This is a genomic window from Lampropedia puyangensis (assembly GCF_004833285.1).
Lineage (GTDB): Bacteria > Pseudomonadota > Gammaproteobacteria > Burkholderiales > Burkholderiaceae_C > Lampropedia > Lampropedia puyangensis.
This window is the reverse complement of sequence record NZ_STFG01000023.1, coordinates 34826-51561: the sequence shown is the minus strand read 5'-3', so window position 1 is coordinate 51561 and position 16736 is coordinate 34826. Positions and strand designations below refer to the sequence as shown.

General features: G+C 51.1%; 17 protein-coding genes. 5 read left to right on the top strand and 12 right to left on the bottom strand.

Annotation, left to right across the window (positions count from 1 at the left end; all coding sequences use genetic code 11):
• The first annotated feature begins 25 nt into the window (after positions 1-25).
• Positions 26-1966, top strand: a complete 1941-nt coding sequence (locus tag E9531_RS15100; protein ID WP_136574603.1) for a conjugal transfer nickase/helicase domain-containing protein — start codon at positions 26-28, stop codon at positions 1964-1966.
• Between the two features lie 1004 nt (positions 1967-2970).
• Here the strand turns inward: E9531_RS15100 and E9531_RS15095 are convergent.
• The 8 genes from E9531_RS15095 to E9531_RS15060 all read right to left on the bottom strand — a co-directional run bounded on the left by E9531_RS15095 (position 2971) and on the right by E9531_RS15060 (position 8000).
• Positions 2971-4026, bottom strand: a complete 1056-nt coding sequence (locus E9531_RS15095) for a zonular occludens toxin domain-containing protein (protein WP_136574602.1) — start codon at positions 4024-4026, stop codon at positions 2971-2973.
• A 1-nt stretch (position 4027) separates the two neighbouring features.
• Complete coding sequence (locus E9531_RS15090) at positions 4028-4318, bottom strand: DUF2523 domain-containing protein (RefSeq protein ID WP_136574601.1); 291 nt, start codon at positions 4316-4318, stop codon at positions 4028-4030.
• Between the two features lie 4 nt (positions 4319-4322).
• Positions 4323-5915 carry a hypothetical protein gene (locus tag E9531_RS17540; RefSeq protein WP_158291811.1) on the bottom strand — a complete coding sequence of 531 codons (1593 nt, stop codon included), beginning with the start codon at positions 5913-5915 and terminating at the stop codon, positions 4323-4325.
• A complete protein-coding gene (locus E9531_RS15080; protein ID WP_136574599.1) occupies positions 5908-6102 on the bottom strand; it encodes a hypothetical protein in 195 nt (64 codons plus the stop codon). The genes E9531_RS17540 and E9531_RS15080 overlap by 8 nt, the downstream gene beginning before the upstream one ends.
• 24 nt (positions 6103-6126) lie before the next feature.
• Entirely contained in the window at positions 6127-6360 is a 234-nt protein-coding gene (locus E9531_RS15075) for a major capsid protein (protein WP_136574598.1), read from the bottom strand.
• A gap of 167 nt (positions 6361-6527) precedes the next feature.
• Positions 6528-6839: a hypothetical protein gene (locus E9531_RS15070; protein WP_136574597.1), complete on the bottom strand. Its 312-nt coding sequence runs from the start codon at positions 6837-6839 to the stop codon at positions 6528-6530.
• Between the two features lie 4 nt (positions 6840-6843).
• Positions 6844-7812 carry a replication initiation factor domain-containing protein gene (locus E9531_RS15065; protein WP_158291810.1) on the bottom strand — a complete coding sequence of 323 codons (969 nt, stop codon included), beginning with the start codon at positions 7810-7812 and terminating at the stop codon, positions 6844-6846.
• Between the two features lie 2 nt (positions 7813-7814).
• The gene (locus E9531_RS15060; protein WP_136574595.1) at positions 7815-8000 is read right to left on the bottom strand and encodes a hypothetical protein; all 186 of its coding nucleotides are present in this window, start codon (positions 7998-8000) and stop codon (positions 7815-7817) included.
• A 413-nt stretch (positions 8001-8413) separates the two neighbouring features.
• On the opposite strand from E9531_RS15060, the gene E9531_RS15055 reads away from it, so the two are divergent.
• Entirely contained in the window at positions 8414-8911 is a 498-nt protein-coding gene (locus E9531_RS15055) for a DUF2726 domain-containing protein (protein WP_136574594.1), read from the top strand.
• Positions 8912-9022: 111 nt separating this feature from the next.
• A complete protein-coding gene (locus tag E9531_RS15050; protein ID WP_136574593.1) occupies positions 9023-9286 on the top strand; it encodes a hypothetical protein in 264 nt (87 codons plus the stop codon).
• A 53-nt stretch (positions 9287-9339) separates the two neighbouring features.
• Here E9531_RS15050 and E9531_RS15045 read toward each other — a convergent pair whose 3' ends face one another.
• The 4 genes from E9531_RS15045 to dnaE form a co-directional block, all read right to left on the bottom strand.
• Positions 9340-10035, bottom strand: coding sequence for a transposase (locus tag E9531_RS15045; RefSeq protein ID WP_136574592.1), 696 nt, complete (start codon positions 10033-10035; stop codon positions 9340-9342).
• A 63-nt stretch (positions 10036-10098) separates the two neighbouring features.
• Positions 10099-11010, bottom strand: a complete 912-nt coding sequence (locus tag E9531_RS15040) for a class I SAM-dependent methyltransferase (RefSeq protein WP_136574591.1) — start codon at positions 11008-11010, stop codon at positions 10099-10101.
• Positions 11010-11585 (bottom strand): DUF1415 domain-containing protein, encoded by a 576-nt coding sequence (locus E9531_RS15035; RefSeq protein ID WP_136574604.1) that lies wholly within the window; start codon positions 11583-11585, stop codon positions 11010-11012. The genes E9531_RS15040 and E9531_RS15035 overlap by 1 nt, the downstream gene beginning before the upstream one ends.
• Before the next feature lie 139 nt (positions 11586-11724).
• Entirely contained in the window at positions 11725-15315 is a 3591-nt protein-coding gene (dnaE, locus tag E9531_RS15030; protein ID WP_136574590.1) for a DNA polymerase III subunit alpha, read from the bottom strand.
• Positions 15316-15494: 179 nt separating this feature from the next.
• Between dnaE and E9531_RS15025 the strand changes: the two genes are divergently transcribed.
• Both E9531_RS15025 and E9531_RS17995 read left to right on the top strand, forming a co-directional pair.
• A complete protein-coding gene (locus tag E9531_RS15025) occupies positions 15495-16286 on the top strand; it encodes an outer membrane protein assembly factor BamD (protein ID WP_136574589.1) in 792 nt (263 codons plus the stop codon).
• A gap of 260 nt (positions 16287-16546) precedes the next feature.
• On the top strand, positions 16547-16735 hold the full coding sequence (locus E9531_RS17995) for a hypothetical protein (RefSeq protein WP_136574588.1): 189 nt from the start codon (positions 16547-16549) through the stop codon (positions 16733-16735).
• The last annotated feature ends 1 nt before the right edge of the window (position 16736 follow it).

The following is a 16736-nucleotide window of genomic DNA, read 5'->3' as shown; positions in this document are numbered from 1 at the left end:
CTAACTAGCCTCCATCAAATCCGGTGTGATTCATCCTGAGTCCGAGTACCTGGTGGAGTTCACGCCTAAAGCGGCACGGGACTATTCAGCGCATGCGAGATTGGCTCAATTGCTACTGCCGCGCATCGCGCCTCCGTCTGCCATGTCGTTTTTAAGCATGATGCCCAAAGCCTTAGAGGCCTTGGAGCGTTACTTGACTGGAGCAGACAAAGACAGCCTGGTGGCCAAGATCGTCAAGAAGGCCGATGCCAGATCCGCGCAACGTGCACTCAGCCACGGCTCACAAGCACGGTTTGCCACGGCCAAGGCCGTGCCTTTGTATGATTTGCTGATGCAGGCCATAGGGGCCATGCTGCGCAGCGGCACCAGTCTGCCCCTGAACCGCAGCGGCGCAGCTGGTTGGGTGTATGACGGCTCGGTGTGGTTTGTGGCCAAACGCTTGGCCGATGCCGTGCGCGAGTGGATTCATAAGAATGAGCCAGACCAAGTCGTTCCAGGAGACACCAAGAATGACCGGCTCTTTGACACCTGGCAAGACTATGGCGTCATCGAGCGCAACCCACACACCGGCCAGGCCGTTTGGTACGTGCATGTCGAAGGACATAGCCAATCAGAGCAGGGCACTTACAGCCATTCGCTGACCATGCTGCGGTTTCCTTTGGCCAAGCTCTTCGCAGACGAAAGCCAGTATCCAGAAGCCATGACCGGCCGCATCGTGGTGCGGGCCAGCCGGGATGGAGAAACTGAGGCAATCCACGACATTGAAACTGATGCAATCATTGATGCAGCTTCTCATGATCATGATGCAACAAGGCATGCGGGCAATCCAGTTCAATCTGATGCAGTCCAAGCAAGCTCTGATATGAAGCTGAAGCAGGGCGATGACACGCTAGTGGATACAGAGCACAAGGTCAAACCGCGTAAAGCTGATGCAAAACCTGTCGTTAAATCGCCTGCACTGAAGGCTCCTGCGTTCAGTAAACCCAGCGGGACCGTCAAAACGGCTAAACCAGCCACTAAAGCGCCTCAACAAGCTACTACGCCCAAGCAGCCAAGTAGTCCACCTCAAACTGCTTCAACGTCTTCAATCCATCATGCTGAGCAGAACGACGAGCTCGATGCCGTCGATGCAGCGTACCTGCTGGAGTCCTCCATTCTGAGCGATGTGCGCGGTGGCCCATCAGGCATGGACGCCTTGCGGGCTGCAGCGTCTCAGTACAGCAATGAACGTAAAACTGAAGCAACCACAGGCAAACGTCCTCAAACTGCATCAACTGCGACCCCTACAGCAGCGCCCAAGGTTGCACAAGCCAAGCAGGCAACTGAGCAAAGCCCTACAGCGAAGCCTCCAGCTCAACAGCACGTTGCAGCAACACCCGTCAATCCAAGTCAAACTGCATCAAATCTGCCTGCATTAGCGCCCATTTCTACAATCAAGACGCTCTCTGGCCTCAAGCCCATGACGCCATTGCCTAAGATTGTGCTGGGAACAGGTCAGCCAGAAGTCCACGCTAAAAGCCTAGACCCGGTGCTGCTTAAACAGGACTTGCCACGCCTGAGTGGCCAGCAAAATGAACGCCAGGCCGAGCCCAGCGAGCTGGCCACCGACTTCATGCGCTGGGTGCAGCAATCATTGGTGGATCGCTCATTAAAGTTCAACGAGACAGGCGCAGCCGTGCACTTTGTGCCCGAAGGCATGGCCGTGGTCTCGCCATTGATCTTCAAACAGTACGCAGGCACCTTGACCACTGATTTAAGCAAAGTGCCCGAGATGGCCAAACAAGTGCAGCGCGATGTCATCAAGGCAGACTGGCATCTGCCAGGCCCCAATAAGAGCAACATCGTGCGCTATGCGGTCATTCGTGGCCAAGAGCAAGTAAGCACCTTGTCGGTCGTGGTGTTTGTCAATGCAGGCCGCTGGGTGCAGCCAGTGCCGCCCAGCAATCCGGTGCTGCAGTTGATGTGATGTGGGATGGCCACGATTGCAGCGCGAGTCGCAAAGTTGGGGCCACAATATATCTTTTTGAGTTGACAGACTATGTGATTTAGGTGGTATATTGATTGTGTGTGTCAGCGGAGGTGATTTTTTCATCGAATTGATTCGGTTGTTGTGCGGTGACCTAGAGTTTTAGCAAGAAGTGTTGAGTTAGGCGTATTTAAGGTAAGGAACCAGCGGGAACGAGCCCGTTATTTTTTAGGTTTCGCTAATTGATACGATGTATATTATGTTTAATAGACAAGAGACATAAAAAACCATTCCTAAGTAAATTACAAGCCCGCATACAGCGGGCTTTTTCATAAATACAGAGGGATATACAAATGTTGGCTCCAACACAGACGCCACCTTTAACATGGATGCTTGCAGACATTCCACACGACGATAAGCAGATAGCGCGATATCTGGGAGTGACGTTACGCAGCATACAGCGATACAGAAAAACCAATAAAGCTCCCACAGCAATCTATCGCGCTTTGTTTTGGGAGACACGCTACGGGCGATCAGCAATACACACGCACGCACAAAACGAAGCTGACAGATGGAGACAATACGCAAAAGCCCTTGAACGACAAATTGACGTATTACGCGACCAAATCAAGTTATTGGAATCAATGCGGCAAGACGTTGCAGCAAATACGCCAATTTTTAAAGTCGGTTGAATCTTGACGTTCAGGGCATGCCGAGCCCTGCGCGGAACTTGCCCAGCGGACTACGTCCACTGCCCCGCCCTTCGGGTGCCTTCGGCATTCCTTGCTCAGCAAATACACATAGCGGCTTTGACAGGTTTTTGAATACCGTTGTTTTGCAGTCCCGTGAAAAGCTTGTGACGGTTTGGGGGGCGCGCTGCGGGAGGAATCAGAAGTGACTGTTTACGGGCGCTGACACGATGCATACAGACAAAACGATCACGCAGCAAAATAAAGTCGGGCAATGTCTACATGGGGCTCAGCCGCCCCATACCCGGCATTTCCTCAGTTGAGTGCGGCTGCAATTTTGGGCATTTGTTGCATGCCGTTGTTGTCGGGTTCAAAGTCAAGGAACACGCCATTTTTCACGTAATAGAGGCAATTCTGTTTTGAGGTGCCATACGGTGTGCCGCGTTGCGTGTAGCAGTCGCAACGGTTGCGCATTTTGATGCATGCTGCTGGTTTTGGGACTGCTTGGGGGACTGTTAGATGGTCGTAGACGGGCGCGGTAAATGGCACGTCAGGGACTCGCGGCACGTAGCTTTCATAGTAGTCCGCTGTGCTGATTTTTGGCTGCTGGTAGTTGCGCCCTACTTCTTGAGATTCTGCAAAATCACCGGCTTCCTGCTCTTGTGCTGCATGTGCTATGGCTTCAATCGGTACGTTATATTTCTCAGTATCGAAGATGCCCAAAAAAGTTGGCATTTTCCACAGCGCAAAGACCAGCGCAGCAAGCAAAAACCAAAGCAAACCGGGCAATTTTCGCTTTTGCTTCGTGTGCAATTCCGCGCTTTTATAGAGCTTAAAAACGCTTTTGTCATAGCGCCAAATCTTCTTTGCAATGCTCTTTGAGTACATCAGAGACCGGCTGGCATGATCCCATTCATAGACGATGCAAGTACGTGTGTTGCCGATTCTGCGCACATGCAAATGCTGCCCGACGAGCGAGATCATATTGCGATCAGTGAGCATCAAGCCCTGAGTGATCAGAATGAAATCTACGCCCATATGCCGATGGGTTTCTAACGCTTCAATATAGGGCGGTACTGCGGAGCCGTTGGGGCGCGGCTTCCAGTACTTTTGCACTTCATCGAATACGATCACATCACCGGGTTTTGCCCATTCTTGCCAGTTACACAAGCCGCCCGTGTCGCTTCCGTCGATCAGTTCATGATCGAGTGTTAAGCCGTTGATATTCGTAAAAACCTTGCGCGTGATTTCTTCTGTCGTGCCATCGTCGTTTGTCTTTGTGACTGTTGAGCCAACAAGCTTTTGCAGCAAGTTTTGTACTGTGTAAAGCGTCTTGCCCGCACCTGGCGTGCCGGTAATTACTGTGATCATGTTATGCCTGATTTTTGCTTGCGAAACTAAAGGCTTTTGTCGCTTGTACGATCATGATTTTTGTCGTAATAGCGCCCGTGATGATGCCGATTGCTTGGCCCATGCCAGAGAGTAAAAACAGGTTGAACATGTCAGCAGGTAAGCCGCCGATGTTGTTAACGAGCGCGTTTTTAACGCCGTCAATGGCTGTATTGATGCCCACGACTGAGACTGCTGCAATACCGAGTGCAACAAGTATTCGACCGACCAGCGGCTTAACTAATGACAGAAAGAAGAGTGCAAGTGCTGGCATAGATTTAGCTCCGTGGAATCAAGATCATGAGCGCCGACATGAAAGCAAGAACGATGACAACGGGTTTGACGTAGCCGCTAATAATTCCGCATGCTTGCGTCCAGTTCCAGATCGTCATGCTTTGCCCACCGACCTGAGAAATAACGTCCGCAGGACATGTGCCACCACCGCCAAAAAGGTTTTCTGACTGGTACGTAATTTGTATGTTTTGCGGTTCTGATGGGCCTTCACTTGATTCAAATTCGCCGACCTTCTGACAAGGCAAAGCCTCTTTGTTTTTCTTGCAGTACTCTTCTAAATCGTTTTCGCCTTCACCGTCACCTTCTCCACCATCGCCACCTCCTCCACCGCCGACACCGGGCTTCTGATTCTTAATTGCGGTCTCAATGTCTTTGAGGCTTTTCTCAAGCTTTGTATTACCGCTATTGACTGCATCTTTGACACCATCGACAGCGCCCTTAACGTTATCGACTGCGCCCTTCACTTCTGTGTCAGTTCCGCCAGTCTGTGAGCCGCTCTGAGTGGGGATTTTTGCCGTCGCTTCTTTGATGGCTTTTTCAATGTCTTTGAGTACTTTGTTGTTTTCGCCAAGCCCGGTTTTTATATCTTCAAGCGGTTTTTTAATTTCAGAGAAATTCTTAATTGCGGTTGAGCAATCGGGCAAACCGGGTAAACCGCAGAGGGCGCAATGCAGTGATACATCTGCGTCAACTTCAAAACAGACAGCATTATTTGTGCGTACATACGGGCCATAACCGCCAGTGTTTCCACCGCCAGTGTCGCCACCGTCAACACAAACTTCTTGGCCGTTAACATTGCCGGGTTGCTGTCCGTTTTCGCAGACTAAAGGGCCGTCGCCGTTTCCATCTCCATTGCCGTCGCCCTCCCCTCCATCGCCCTCGCCATCATCAGGTGGGCCGGGGTGAGGTGCGTCTGTAGGCGGTTTGTCTGATGCCGTGCATTCGGAATCCGAAGTGGTGTATTGACCTTGATAAACAATTGGCACCATGCCATTTTGTTGAGAGCCGCTGTAATAGTCGGGCGTTGAGGAAAACGTAGCTCGACAGCCATCAATGCAAATACTGTTTGGGCCTGTAGATGTGCGTGATTCACCGGGTTTTACCCACTCGATCACAAAGCGCATGTTGTATTGATTGCCGTACTTACATGCGCCCGTTCCGGGTTCTGGCTCTGGCTCTTCCGGGGGCTCTTGTTCGCTTTGCTTTTCTTGGTATCTCAGATAAATTTGATTGCCGTCAATCCATTTCGGTTTTGGAGTACAACCCCATGCCTCTTGTTCAGATGGGCCGCAATTTTCGTCATAAAAAATCTCACAGATAAATACGTCATGCCGTCCACCCTGTTTAACTCGCTGTGTCGCAGTAGTGGGACATACTTTCGATGCAGCTTCAAGCCCCGTTGAATACCACTTACAGGAGTTAGGCTGACACGTCCTGTCATTTGTGTATTCATAGGTCTGCGCAGATGCAGGCGCAGAAAACAGCGCAAACAAAACGACTAGCGGAAAGAGACGTAAATAATTAACAAGATGCCGCCAGCTATCAGGAAGTTGAGGGGGTCGGACATGATTAGTCATTGGGTGAAACGCTGAACAAGTTGTTAATCTGCTTAACCAAGAAAACAAGGAGTGCAGCGACATAAAAAAGAGAGCCCGCTTCAAATAGCTGCTCTCGCTGTTGCGGGTTATCGGGTGGTGGGGCAATCTGAATAGTTACAACGCCGTTTTCAGATTGCACTTGATGCGTTTGTTTGTTTTCAGCCATGCCCCACCCTTCAAGCGCGAACGCTTAGAACCAGCCCATTTTTGTGCCGAGCTTGCGCAGACCCCAAATAGCCACGCCAGCAGCAATCACCATGACGATTGCGGAGATCGCATCATCTTTGTATTCGGTAACTGCTGTAGAGACTTCCGGGGGCAATGCAGCTTGCGCGCTAGAAGCGGCTGCTGTTGCGATGGCTGCTACGGCCAGAACTTTGGCTTTTGCAGATGCGGCAAAACCGCGTACTTTTTGAGCGAACATAGTGTTTTCCTTTTCGATGCGAGTTGAAAATGCAATTGCGGTGCATCAGTCGCCATTGCGGATTTTTTAAGGTCAGGGCATGCCGAGCCCTGCGCGGAACTTGCCCAGTCAACAAGTTGACTGCCCCGCCCCTAACGGGGTGCCTTCGGCATTCCTTGCAACAGCCGTTAAGCTGCTTTTTTTACGGTCTCGACGGGGCGCACATCCGTGACGATGGTTTCGCGCTTGTTAAAGCGCATAACGTCCTCTGTAGAAACGTCAGCAACAATGGGGAACGGCAGGTGTTTAATCTTGCGAAGAATTTCTACATCGCACTGATATTTGTCGCCCATGTAGCCCTTCGATACGTTGTCTGCTCCCATGGGTGGAGCGAGCTTTGTCATCGTGTGAATAGTTCCGATGCTGTACGCGTTGCCGGTTTTTTTTGATACGCCTTCACTGATTTCAATGCCGACGATTTGCTTTTGTTCAACTGCCATTTTTTTACGCTGCCTTTCGTGCAAGATCACAAACCCCTGACCATGTAGGGCCAGCCGCGACACTGGATAAATTGACACGTCGAGGGACTCCGATCACTCGGACTTCATCGACGAGACTCGCGATTTCAAAACCTTCGCTTGCATGCATTACGTCAATTGCTTTGCCGTAAGTACGACGCAAATGAACAAGCAGATGCGAGAGAGTCACTTCGCCTTCTGTTTGTTTTGTTGGGATTTTTTCGGCTCCACATTCGTTGTCGAGCAGGTCTTTAAGCACTGGGTATGCACCTGCAAAATACTTGTCGCGCTCTGTGAGGGCTTCAAGCGGAATGACACGATCACGGTTACCAAACTGGACTTCATAGCGCGTCCATGGGCTGTTGGCTTGGCCTAGTTGCTGGCCTTTTTCGTATGCCCGCAATACCTTGCCGTTCTTGGCTTTTCCGATATACAAAGTGCGCTCCTTTTCGTTGAGCCAATCGCCTGCTTGGGATGTTGCAGGCGGGCGACCGCTACTTGTAAATCTGCCTGCGCGGTAGAACGTCACGGCATCGTCCACCGTGTATTCACCATTGAGAAAATCAACAGCAAGATCAAGACGGGTGACCTTTGCATTAAGTTGTTCCAGCCAATCGCGCATGGCCTGCCAGTTGTCAATAAGAGAGCAGCCAGAGCCGGGGATTGATAGCATCCATGTACCCATTTGCGCCTCACCGCCAAAGCCCAAAAATCCAATAGCCTGCTTACGAGAGCCAACATGGGCGAACAATGCAACGCTCTTTGAATAACCGCGAATTCCCTTGCCTTCGTCGATTCCTGATACTGGCCGAGCCATAATTTCAGACAGCTTGAAAATGACTTCTTCAACCGTTAATTCATCGGGTTTGAAAGTGCAATTGAGCCAATCGACCTTGGCTTGCTGTGTTGGGGTACTTTCCCCCCGTGTTACCGGACGGGGGGAAGTTGGTGTCATGTTCATACTGCGCCCCCCTTGCCTGCCGCCGTACGTGCGGCGCAAGCTTGCCCGACGGCGGCAGGCTGCGGAATACGAAACAAAGGACGTTGCAAAAACTTCGCATGCGCCGGTGTCAGGTGTTTAACCGGGCGCGGCGCTTGCCAGTTGGCAAATGTGTTTTCAAGTACCTGCGCGATGTGTTTCATGCTGCACCCCTTATGCGGGTTCAACAATGTCATCACACACAGGGCACGATGCATGCGTAACGGCACCTCCCTCGCCATCCTCAAAATCAACGCCCGAGCATTGCGATAGTTCACCAGCCCAACCGCATGCGAAACATGCCATTGGCTTGCTGTAGTCGTGAAGGTCGTTTGTGCCGTCGTATTGCATTTTCGCCCCTCAGAAGTTGCGCATAAATTGCATTGCTTCGTGGCCGCGTTCGCGGGCTTGGCTTGTCCAGTAGCTTGCGCCTTCGCTATCACCACGCTTTGCCGCTGCCTTTGCGGCTTTGTCTGCTGCATGTGCGCTTCGGGCTAAAAATTTTGGTGTTGATAGCTGCATACTTCTGACCTGTAAAACTTGATACATTTGGACGAACGTATCTAAAGTGAAAGAAATGAAATACCTACTTATTGCAATCGCCGTTATCGGAATCCTTCTCTTCATCGCTGCATCTACAAAAAGTAAAGGCAAAGAGAGAAAACCTCCTACTTACAAAATCCCACTAACTGAGCGCGAACAGTCGATGTATTGGCGGCTCACAGGTGCCCTACCTGATTTAGTTGTCCTCGCACAAGTAAGCCAAAGTGCATTTCTCAAAAGCAGCGACATTGCTGTTTTCAGAACGTTTTCACAAAAAGTGACTGACTTCGTTGTCTGCGATAAAGCATTCAATGTGCTTGCGGTAATAGAGCTAGACGACGCAAGCCACAGACGAAAGAAGGAAAAGGACGCAAAGCGCGATGCCGTAATAACTTCTGCTGGCTTGCGCGTCATCAGGTATGCGAACATCCCCGACATTGCAAAAGTGCATGAAGATTTCAGAGCCGAACGCATTAAGCTCTTAGAGCAAAAAGTGAAGCTAGCCACTGGAAAAACCTCATTCGAAAACTAACACCGTGTTAGTAGATGAGGTGAAATGTAGCACAATCTCTAACAGGGTGCTAGACATTTTTTCTATCAACCTGTCAGAATATTGTCTCTAACAGCCTGAAAGAGACTAGCAATGCCGCAAACCATTGATTTACTTAATAAAGCACTAGAAATAAAAAATGCTGCCAAATGGCAGCATGATTTAAATTTAAGCAATAGTGCGATCTACACAGCCAAAAAGCGTGGCCGTTTAAGCCCTACGCTTGCTGGACAATTCGCAATAGCTCTAAAAGAAGACCCAGTCCGCTGGACTGCAATCGCAGCACTTGAAGCAGAGCCAGACAGCCCCCTACTCGAAGAATTGCGAAAAAGAGTTACAGACTGTATATTATGTTAAATATAAAAAATACAAAACCAAATTGCAAGATTTTTATGCTCTAGCCAATTGGGTTAACTGGTTGCATTCTTTCGAGGTCGCCCCGGCTTACCAGGACCAACACGGCGCGGAACGTGTTGCGCTGTTTCTTGAATGAAGCTATTGCTGCCTAATAACCACCCCCCCATGGCACTGTGTTCGATACTGTCTCGCAAGGTGCTGCCAATGCCTGCTCCTACAAGCGTTTGGTACGCTGCCTCGCGGCCGAATGGCGTGTCAGCCAGGCTCCAATACAACGGATGTGGTGTGAGCATTTTTTGATGCTCAAAACCGCTCCAGTGGCGATGACTTGACCAGGCGTAGTCTTTAGGTTGTGTTGAATAGGCTTCTGTGACAGGAAGCCAATCAAACAATGTCATGGCTGCTAAAACGTATGGTGCGGGCTGCATAGGGCCTGCACGAAAACGCCCTTCCCACAAAGTCCCGAAGCGTTGATAGCGCTGATTAAAGTACCGTACATAGTGCCTACCTATGCCTTGCATGAGCTTACTGAGCACCACGTCATTCTCTGGGGTTAAAAGAAGATGAATGCGATGATCTAAAAGAACATAGGCATGCAAACTAATCGGCTGTCCCTTGAGCTGCTGCGCCACCGTATCTAAAAAATAGGCGTAGTCCTGCGCATCAAGAAAAATCGACTGTTTATTGATACTGCGAAGAATAACGTGGTGTGGCAGATGTGGAATCAATAAGCGAGGCAGTCGAGCCATAGTTTCTAGTACGTAAAGAGGAAACCAACCAAAGCCTCAATAGAGACAAAACGTGAATGAGAATTATAAAATTTCTTTAAATCGGACTGGCAAGAGATCTTGCAAGCCCAGTTGCGATGCGATTTCAAGCATGCGATCACGAGCACTTCGTTTCTTTTGCCCTGTTTTTCGCGCAATGATGAGTTCATTCTTCATGCTGTGCTCCCAACCAATCAGTTCCGTGACCGTAACTTGGTAACCACAGGCTTCAAGGTACAAGCACCGCAAGACATTGGTGGTGTGACTGCCCATTTCACGCGTATGCAAAGGATGGCGCCAAAGTTCTGCCAATGGTGTTTTGGCCAATTGGAGCGCTTTGTTTGAACGCATATGTGATGCCAGCTCTGCTTGGCAACAAGGCACCAGAACCATGGCTTGTGCATTTTTTGCCAAGCCAAATGCAATGGCATCGTCGGTGGCTGTGTCACAGGCATGCAATGCCGTGACAATGTCAATCTGTTCAGGCAGCAAAGGGTGATTCAAGGTGTCAGCAACGGCAAAAGGCAGAAAGTCCATCCGATCAAAACCCTGCCGCTGCGCAAGGGCTTGAGACTGCGCCACCAATTCTTGCCGAAATTCCACCCCCACAACGCGTCCGCGCCCTAAGGGGCGCAAGACCAAGTCATACAAGATGAATCCCAAATAGGACTTGCCTGCACCGTGGTCAACCAATGTTGGGGCATGCCCGTCGCGGGCCAAATCTTCAATTAATGGTTCAATAAAGCGCACCAAATGCAGCACTTGCTTGAGCTTGCGGCGCGAGTCCTGATTGATACGCCCTTCTCTTGTCAAGATGTGCAAGGCTTGCAATAACTCAGTGGAAACATCTTCTGCTAGGCCTAAATCAGCCAATGCGCTGTGTGCTGCATGTTTTCCAGCCTCCTGCTGAGACTGTATAGATGCAGCGTGTGCGCCTTGCTTACGTAATTTGGCCATTACTTACGCTCCTCATAGGCCAATCCTAGCTCCCGTAGACCTTTGATGCCCAACGCCTGAAGTTTGTCGATATTGCGCTCAAAGATATCACTCGCATCAGGGAAGGCTTGGACGGCTTGATCGATACTCTCTTCACGCAGCAAATGCAAGGTTGGATATGGGGCGCGGTTTGTATAGTTACTTACATCATCTATGTCAGTGCCGGCAAATTGGTAGCGTGGATGAAAGTCTGCCACTTGCAATTGACCTGACAGATTCAAGCGCTCCAATAATGCATCTGCATCATCTAAAAAATCATTGAAATCGAGAAAATCATCAAGCATGTAAGGCACGATCAGCAAGGTTGTGTCGCGCTCTTGTGCCGGCAAATCGGCCAAAGTCATGAGCTCTTTGGCCAAGTCTTTCAGCAGGCTGCGGGTATCTCGTGCTTGGCTGATGGCGTAATGCACCAGCCCTTTACTTTGAACGGCTTTTGCAAAGGGGCACAAATTTAGGCCAATCACAGCGGTATCTACCCAATGGCGCGTGGCATGAATCATTTCAAGCTCATGTGCGCAAGCGCCCTGCTCGCCCATGGTTGATGTTTCGGCGGTTTCGTTGTGAGTCGGAGATTTAGAAGTCATCGTGATTATGTTTTTTCGCAGCTGTTGAGGGCACTTGGCCTGTCTATTGGTTACCGCCGTACTTAAATAAATAAAAATGCAGTGAAACTACTCAGGAATACACCATTTTGACGCCACCACCGCCATTCACAACGCGCAGTGCGTGCAGTGCCTCATCGCTGGGGAAAATGGCTTGGTTTTGGGGCATGAGCATGTCGACAGAGGCGCTCCCTGGGGCGGCTTGGCAACTCATTCGTATGCGTAAACGGACGCCCGTTTTTTTTATCGGCGCCCCCTCGTCTTCGTACGCATTGTCAGCAGGCTCAGGGGGCGCTGGAGGGCGATTGCCGTCTAGCCACTGCTGGAGTTGCTGCAAGCTGTGCTGGGCATTGTGCGAGGCATCCAAAGCGCTCCAGTCCAGCATCAGCCAACGGCCAAACGCGCAGCGCGCTGCGGGCAGATTCAGTACTTCTTGCACATTCAGACGCGGCTCAAAACCATTGCGCCCAGGCTGGTAACGCACATTCAGCACGACCAGTTCATCGTCTTTGATGCGGTCAGCGCAAGCGGTCATCATGGCATCATCCAAGGTCGCCTCAATACTGCCACTCTTGTCATCAAGCGTGAAGATATGGATCTTGCCACGCTGGCCATTGACAGAGCGCACACCACTGATAATGCCTGTCACGCGCTGTGTATCGCGAGTATCTTCCAAATCAGCAATGGGGACTTTCGCAAACTGGCGCACTTCAGCTTCGTACTCATCGAACAAATGACCTGACAGGAAGAAACCCAGTGCCGCTTTTTCATTGAGCAATTGTTCGCGAATGCCCCACGGCATTACCGCTGCCATCTCCGGCTCTTGTGTACTGGCACCAACAGCATCGTCACCGAGCATGTCAAACAAACCGCCCTGGTTTGCGTTGGCCAGTTGGGTTGCGGCCCATTCAAATGCGGTATCCAAAGTGGCAGACAATGCCGCCCGATTGGGGTCAATAGTGTCAAACGCCCCTGCCCTGATCAAGGCATCCACCGTGCGTTTGTTGATTTTGTGCTTATCCACACGCAAACAAAAATCAAACAAACTCTTGAACGGGCCAACTTCCTTGCCTTTATCACCCTCGCCTTTGCCCTCACGTGCCGCAACAATGGCCTCAATGGCAGCTTGCCCTGTGCCTTTGACCGCACCAAGTCCATAGCGAATTTGTTTGTCACCAATAGGCTCAAAGCGGTAGGCGCCGTGGTTGACGTCAGGCGGGTCAAACCGAATGCCGAATTTCTGCGCATCTTCCAGGAGCACCTTGAGCTTGTCAGTGTCATCCATTTCGATGGTCATGTTGGCGCAGAAAAACTCCGCCGTGTAATGCACCTTCAACCACGCGGTGTGGTAGGCCAGCAAAGAGTATGCGGCCGCATGGGACTTGTTGAAGCCATAGCCCGCGAACTTCTCCATCAGATCAAAAATTTCGTCTGCTTTGGCTTCTTCAATATTGTTTTTAGCTGCCCCCTCGCGGAAGATCAGGCGGTGTTTGGCCATCTCCTCGGCTTTTTTCTTTCCCATGGCCCGCCGCAGCAAGTCAGCGCCACCGAGTGAATAGCCGCCGAGAATCTGCGCGGTCTGCATCACCTGCTCTTGGTACACCATGATGCCGTAGGTTTCAGACAAAACAGGCTCCACCAATGGGTGAGGATACTCCACATCTTCTTTGCCGTGCTTGCGGTTCACGAAGGAAGGGATCAGATCCATAGGCCCAGGGCGGTACAGCGCGTTCAAGGCGATCAAGTCTTCTAGGCGACTGGGTTTGGCCTCTTTCAACATGCCTTGCATGCCGCGACTTTCAAACTGGAACACAGCCTCAGTTTTACCGTCTTGGAACAGTTTGTATGTGGGCCAGTCGTCGAGCGGCAGTTTTTCAAATGCGAAGTGTTTTTGCCCCGGGTGGCGCGCCACAATGAATTGCCGGGCCAACTCCAGAATCGTCAATGTGGCCAAACCCAAGAAGTCGAATTTCACTAGGCCGATAGCTTCCACATCGTCTTTGTCGAATTGGCTAACGGCAGACTCACTACCGGGTTGTTGGTACAAAGGGCAAAAATCTGTCAGCTTGCCAGGCGCAATCAAAACGCCCCCAGCGTGCATACCGATGTTGCGGGTCAAGCCTTCGAGTTTTTGCGCCATTTCCACCAGCGCTTTGACTTCTTCTTCATTTTCAATCCGCGCTGCGAGCAAGGGTTCGGCCGCAATGGCGTATTTTTCTTTGTCTGCTTCAGACAGGTCTGGCGGCGGATACTGGATGGTGACTGGTTTGCCCGGCTTGTTCGGAATCAATTTACTGATGCCGTCGCAAAATCCGTAACCCATGTCCATCACGCGGCCAACGTCACGAATCGCAGCGCGCGCAGCCATCGATCCGAAAGTGGCAATCTGGCTGACCGCGTCGCGGCCATACTTTTGTTTGACGTACTCAATCACCCGATCGCGGTTGGATTGGCAAAAATCAATATCAAAGTCGGGCATGGAGACCCGCTCAGGATTCAAAAAACGCTCAAACAGCAAGTTGTACTGCAGCGGGTCCAAATCCGTAATCAACAATACATATGCCACCAATGAGCCAGCGCCAGAACCACGGCCTGGCCCTACTGGACAACCATTTTCTTTGGCCCACTGAATAAAGTCCGACACGATCAGGAAGTAGCCTGGAAAGCCCATCTTCAAAATCGTGGAAAGCTCAAACTCCAAACGCTCCACATAGCGCGGGCGCTCCGCATCGCGCTTACTTTCATCAGGAAACAGCAAGTGCAACCGGTCTTCCAGCCCTTCGAACGACACCTTGCGGAAATACTCTTCGATGGTCAGCCCGTCTGGGATAGGAAAGTTCGGCAATTGCGGTTTGCCCAGCACTAAACTGATGTTGCAGCGTTTGGCAATCTCAACGGTATTGTCCAAAGCAGCAGGTATGTCGGCAAACAAAGCCTGCATTTGCGCCGTGCTTTTGAAGTACTGCTCGCGTGTAAAACGGCGCGGCCGCTTCTGGTCAGCGAGAATTTCCCCTTCAGAAATACACACGCGTGCTTCGTGCGAATCAAAATCATCTGGCGTTAAAAACTGCACAGGGTGCGTCGCAACGATCGGTAACCCTGCTTTGCTGGCCAGCTGTACCGCTTGTGCGACATGCGCCTCGTCCTCTTTGCGCCCCGCTCGTTGCACTTCAATATAAAAACGCTGCGGAAAAATGCGAGCCAATTCCATTGCCCGCTCAAACGCCTGAGGAAAATCCCCGCGCAGCAAGCTTTGCCCAATAGCGCCTTGATGGGCGCCTGAAAGCGCGATTAAGCCTTCGTTGTACTGCTCCAGTTGCGCAAGGCTCACTTTGGCTTCACCCCATTCGCGGCTGTTATCAGTCCAAGCCAGAGCAAGCAAGGCATTCAGGCTAAGGTAGCCCTCCCAGTTTTGCACCAAAAGCAGTATGCGAGAGCTGGCTTCCCCTGCTGCGCCCGCCACACTGACTTCCGCGCCCAAGATTGGTTTAACCCCTTTGCCCCGTGCTTTTGTATAGAGCTTGAGGGCCCCGAACATGTTGTTCAAATCGGTCACAGCTAAGGCGGGCTGACCGTCTTTGGCAGCTTTAGAGACCACATCCCCGATGCGGGTGGTTCCGTCAACAACGGAAAATTCAGTGTGCAGGCGCAAATGTACAAACATAGGGGGCGATTCTAGGCGCCCTGCCCATTCCCTGTAAGTAAGAGGGTGTGCAAATTGACAAAAACCTACGCATTCCCCTGCCTACAAAATGCTGTGTCTGCATCCAGTTGCACCGCGCCCCATTACAATGCCTCTCAGTTGTTTTACTGGATAGGCTCAGCGCCTTCAATAGTGCACGCATGAACTCTTCAAAACGCCACCTCTGGGCTGTCATGGCCTCCGCAGCTTTTCTGGCTGCTTGCTCTAGTACGCAAGAAGACCGCACCGCCAACTGGACACCTGATCAGCTCTATAACGAAGCCCGTAGTGAAGCCAGTTCGGCCAACTATGAGAAGGCTGTGCCACTTTTTGAGCGTCTTGAAGGCCGTGCAGCAGGCACCCCACTTGCCCAACAAGCGCAGCTGGAAAAAGCCTATGCACAATATAAAGATGGTGAACCGGCCAAAGCCATTGCCACGCTGGATCGCTTCATCATGCTGCATCCAGCCAGTTCCGCCGTTGATTACGCGCTGTACCTCAAAGGCATCATTAATTTCAATGACAACCTAGGGCTCTTCTCGTGGCTGCAACGCCAAGACTTGTCTGAGCGAGACCAGCGTGCAGCCAAGGAATCGTTTGAGTCATTCAAAGAATTGGTGGAGCGGTTTCCTGAATCACGGTATGCAGCGGATGCACACCAGCGCATGATCTACATTGTCAATGCGCTTGCTGCATACGAAGTGCATGTGGCGCGCTATTACTATTCGCGCGGAGCCTACGTGGCCGCTATCAATCGCGCGCAAATTGCCATTCAGGACTACAAAGAGGCCCCGGCTCTGGCAGAAGCCTTGCAAATTCTTGAGCGTTCCTACGACCAGTTGGGCATGACGGATTTGCGCGACGATACACGCCGCGTGATTCAAGCCTCGTTCCCAGAGGGTACTGAGGGTACCAATTCCGCAAAACGCGCTAGTTGGTGGAAATTCTGGTGAAGTGTTTGGGGCCTCCAGCTGGCATAAAGCCATGCTTGAACGCTGCTAAACCATCTCAAGCAACCTGATGTGAGCATGCGATGGTCGTACTGGTTGGTTGGCATTTCAATTGCCTTGACCTGGCTCTACCGCAGTTTTGCTAGTTGTTGGCGAGCTGCTTAGTAGACCTTATCGCCAGACCTTGGAGCCCCTCCTAAGAACGTGTTTACGATCTTTGTAAGCGTATGCTCATGCTGTTTTGAGGCGAGAATTCATGGGTGATGAGAAAGAAATACGACAGCGACATAAGCCCAGAGAAGTTCGCAGTGATTGAAGACGAGTTGCGCGGTGTTCGCTACCGCACTAAGCCTACGCGTGTTGATTTGTATGAATCGACCAGAATTTCCAAGACATTATTGAGCCTCATGGAATTGAATCGCCCCGGGTTTCGAGGAGGCATGTTGGTTTAAG

Bases quoted from the DNA above. Each gene is read 5' to 3' on its own strand.
- E9531_RS15095 (WP_136574602.1), bottom strand. From the start codon at position 4,026: ATGATCACAGTAATTACCGGCACGCCAGGTGCGGGCAAGACGCTTTAC.
- E9531_RS15090 (WP_136574601.1), bottom strand. From the start codon at position 4,318: ATGCCAGCACTTGCACTCTTCTTTCTGTCATTAGTTAAGCCGCTGGTC.
- E9531_RS17540 (WP_158291811.1), bottom strand. From the start codon at position 5,915: ATGACTAATCATGTCCGACCCCCTCAACTTCCTGATAGCTGGCGGCAT.
- E9531_RS15080 (WP_136574599.1), bottom strand. From the start codon at position 6,102: ATGGCTGAAAACAAACAAACGCATCAAGTGCAATCTGAAAACGGCGTT.
- E9531_RS15075 (WP_136574598.1), bottom strand. From the start codon at position 6,360: ATGTTCGCTCAAAAAGTACGCGGTTTTGCCGCATCTGCAAAAGCCAAA.
- E9531_RS15070 (WP_136574597.1), bottom strand. From the start codon at position 6,839: ATGGCAGTTGAACAAAAGCAAATCGTCGGCATTGAAATCAGTGAAGGC.
- E9531_RS15065 (WP_158291810.1), bottom strand. From the start codon at position 7,812: ATGACACCAACTTCCCCCCGTCCGGTAACACGGGGGGAAAGTACCCCA.
- E9531_RS15060 (WP_136574595.1), bottom strand. From the start codon at position 8,000: ATGAAACACATCGCGCAGGTACTTGAAAACACATTTGCCAACTGGCAA.
- E9531_RS15055 (WP_136574594.1), top strand. From the start codon at position 8,414: ATGAAATACCTACTTATTGCAATCGCCGTTATCGGAATCCTTCTCTTC.
- E9531_RS15050 (WP_136574593.1), top strand. From the start codon at position 9,023: ATGCCGCAAACCATTGATTTACTTAATAAAGCACTAGAAATAAAAAAT.
- E9531_RS15045 (WP_136574592.1), bottom strand. From the start codon at position 10,035: ATGGCTCGACTGCCTCGCTTATTGATTCCACATCTGCCACACCACGTT.
- E9531_RS15040 (WP_136574591.1), bottom strand. From the start codon at position 11,010: ATGGCCAAATTACGTAAGCAAGGCGCACACGCTGCATCTATACAGTCT.
- E9531_RS15035 (WP_136574604.1), bottom strand. From the start codon at position 11,585: ATGGGCGAGCAGGGCGCTTGCGCACATGAGCTTGAAATGATTCATGCC.
- dnaE (WP_136574590.1), bottom strand. From the start codon at position 15,315: ATGTTTGTACATTTGCGCCTGCACACTGAATTTTCCGTTGTTGACGGA.
- E9531_RS15025 (WP_136574589.1), top strand. From the start codon at position 15,495: ATGAACTCTTCAAAACGCCACCTCTGGGCTGTCATGGCCTCCGCAGCT.
- E9531_RS17995 (WP_136574588.1), top strand. From the start codon at position 16,547: ATGAGAAAGAAATACGACAGCGACATAAGCCCAGAGAAGTTCGCAGTG.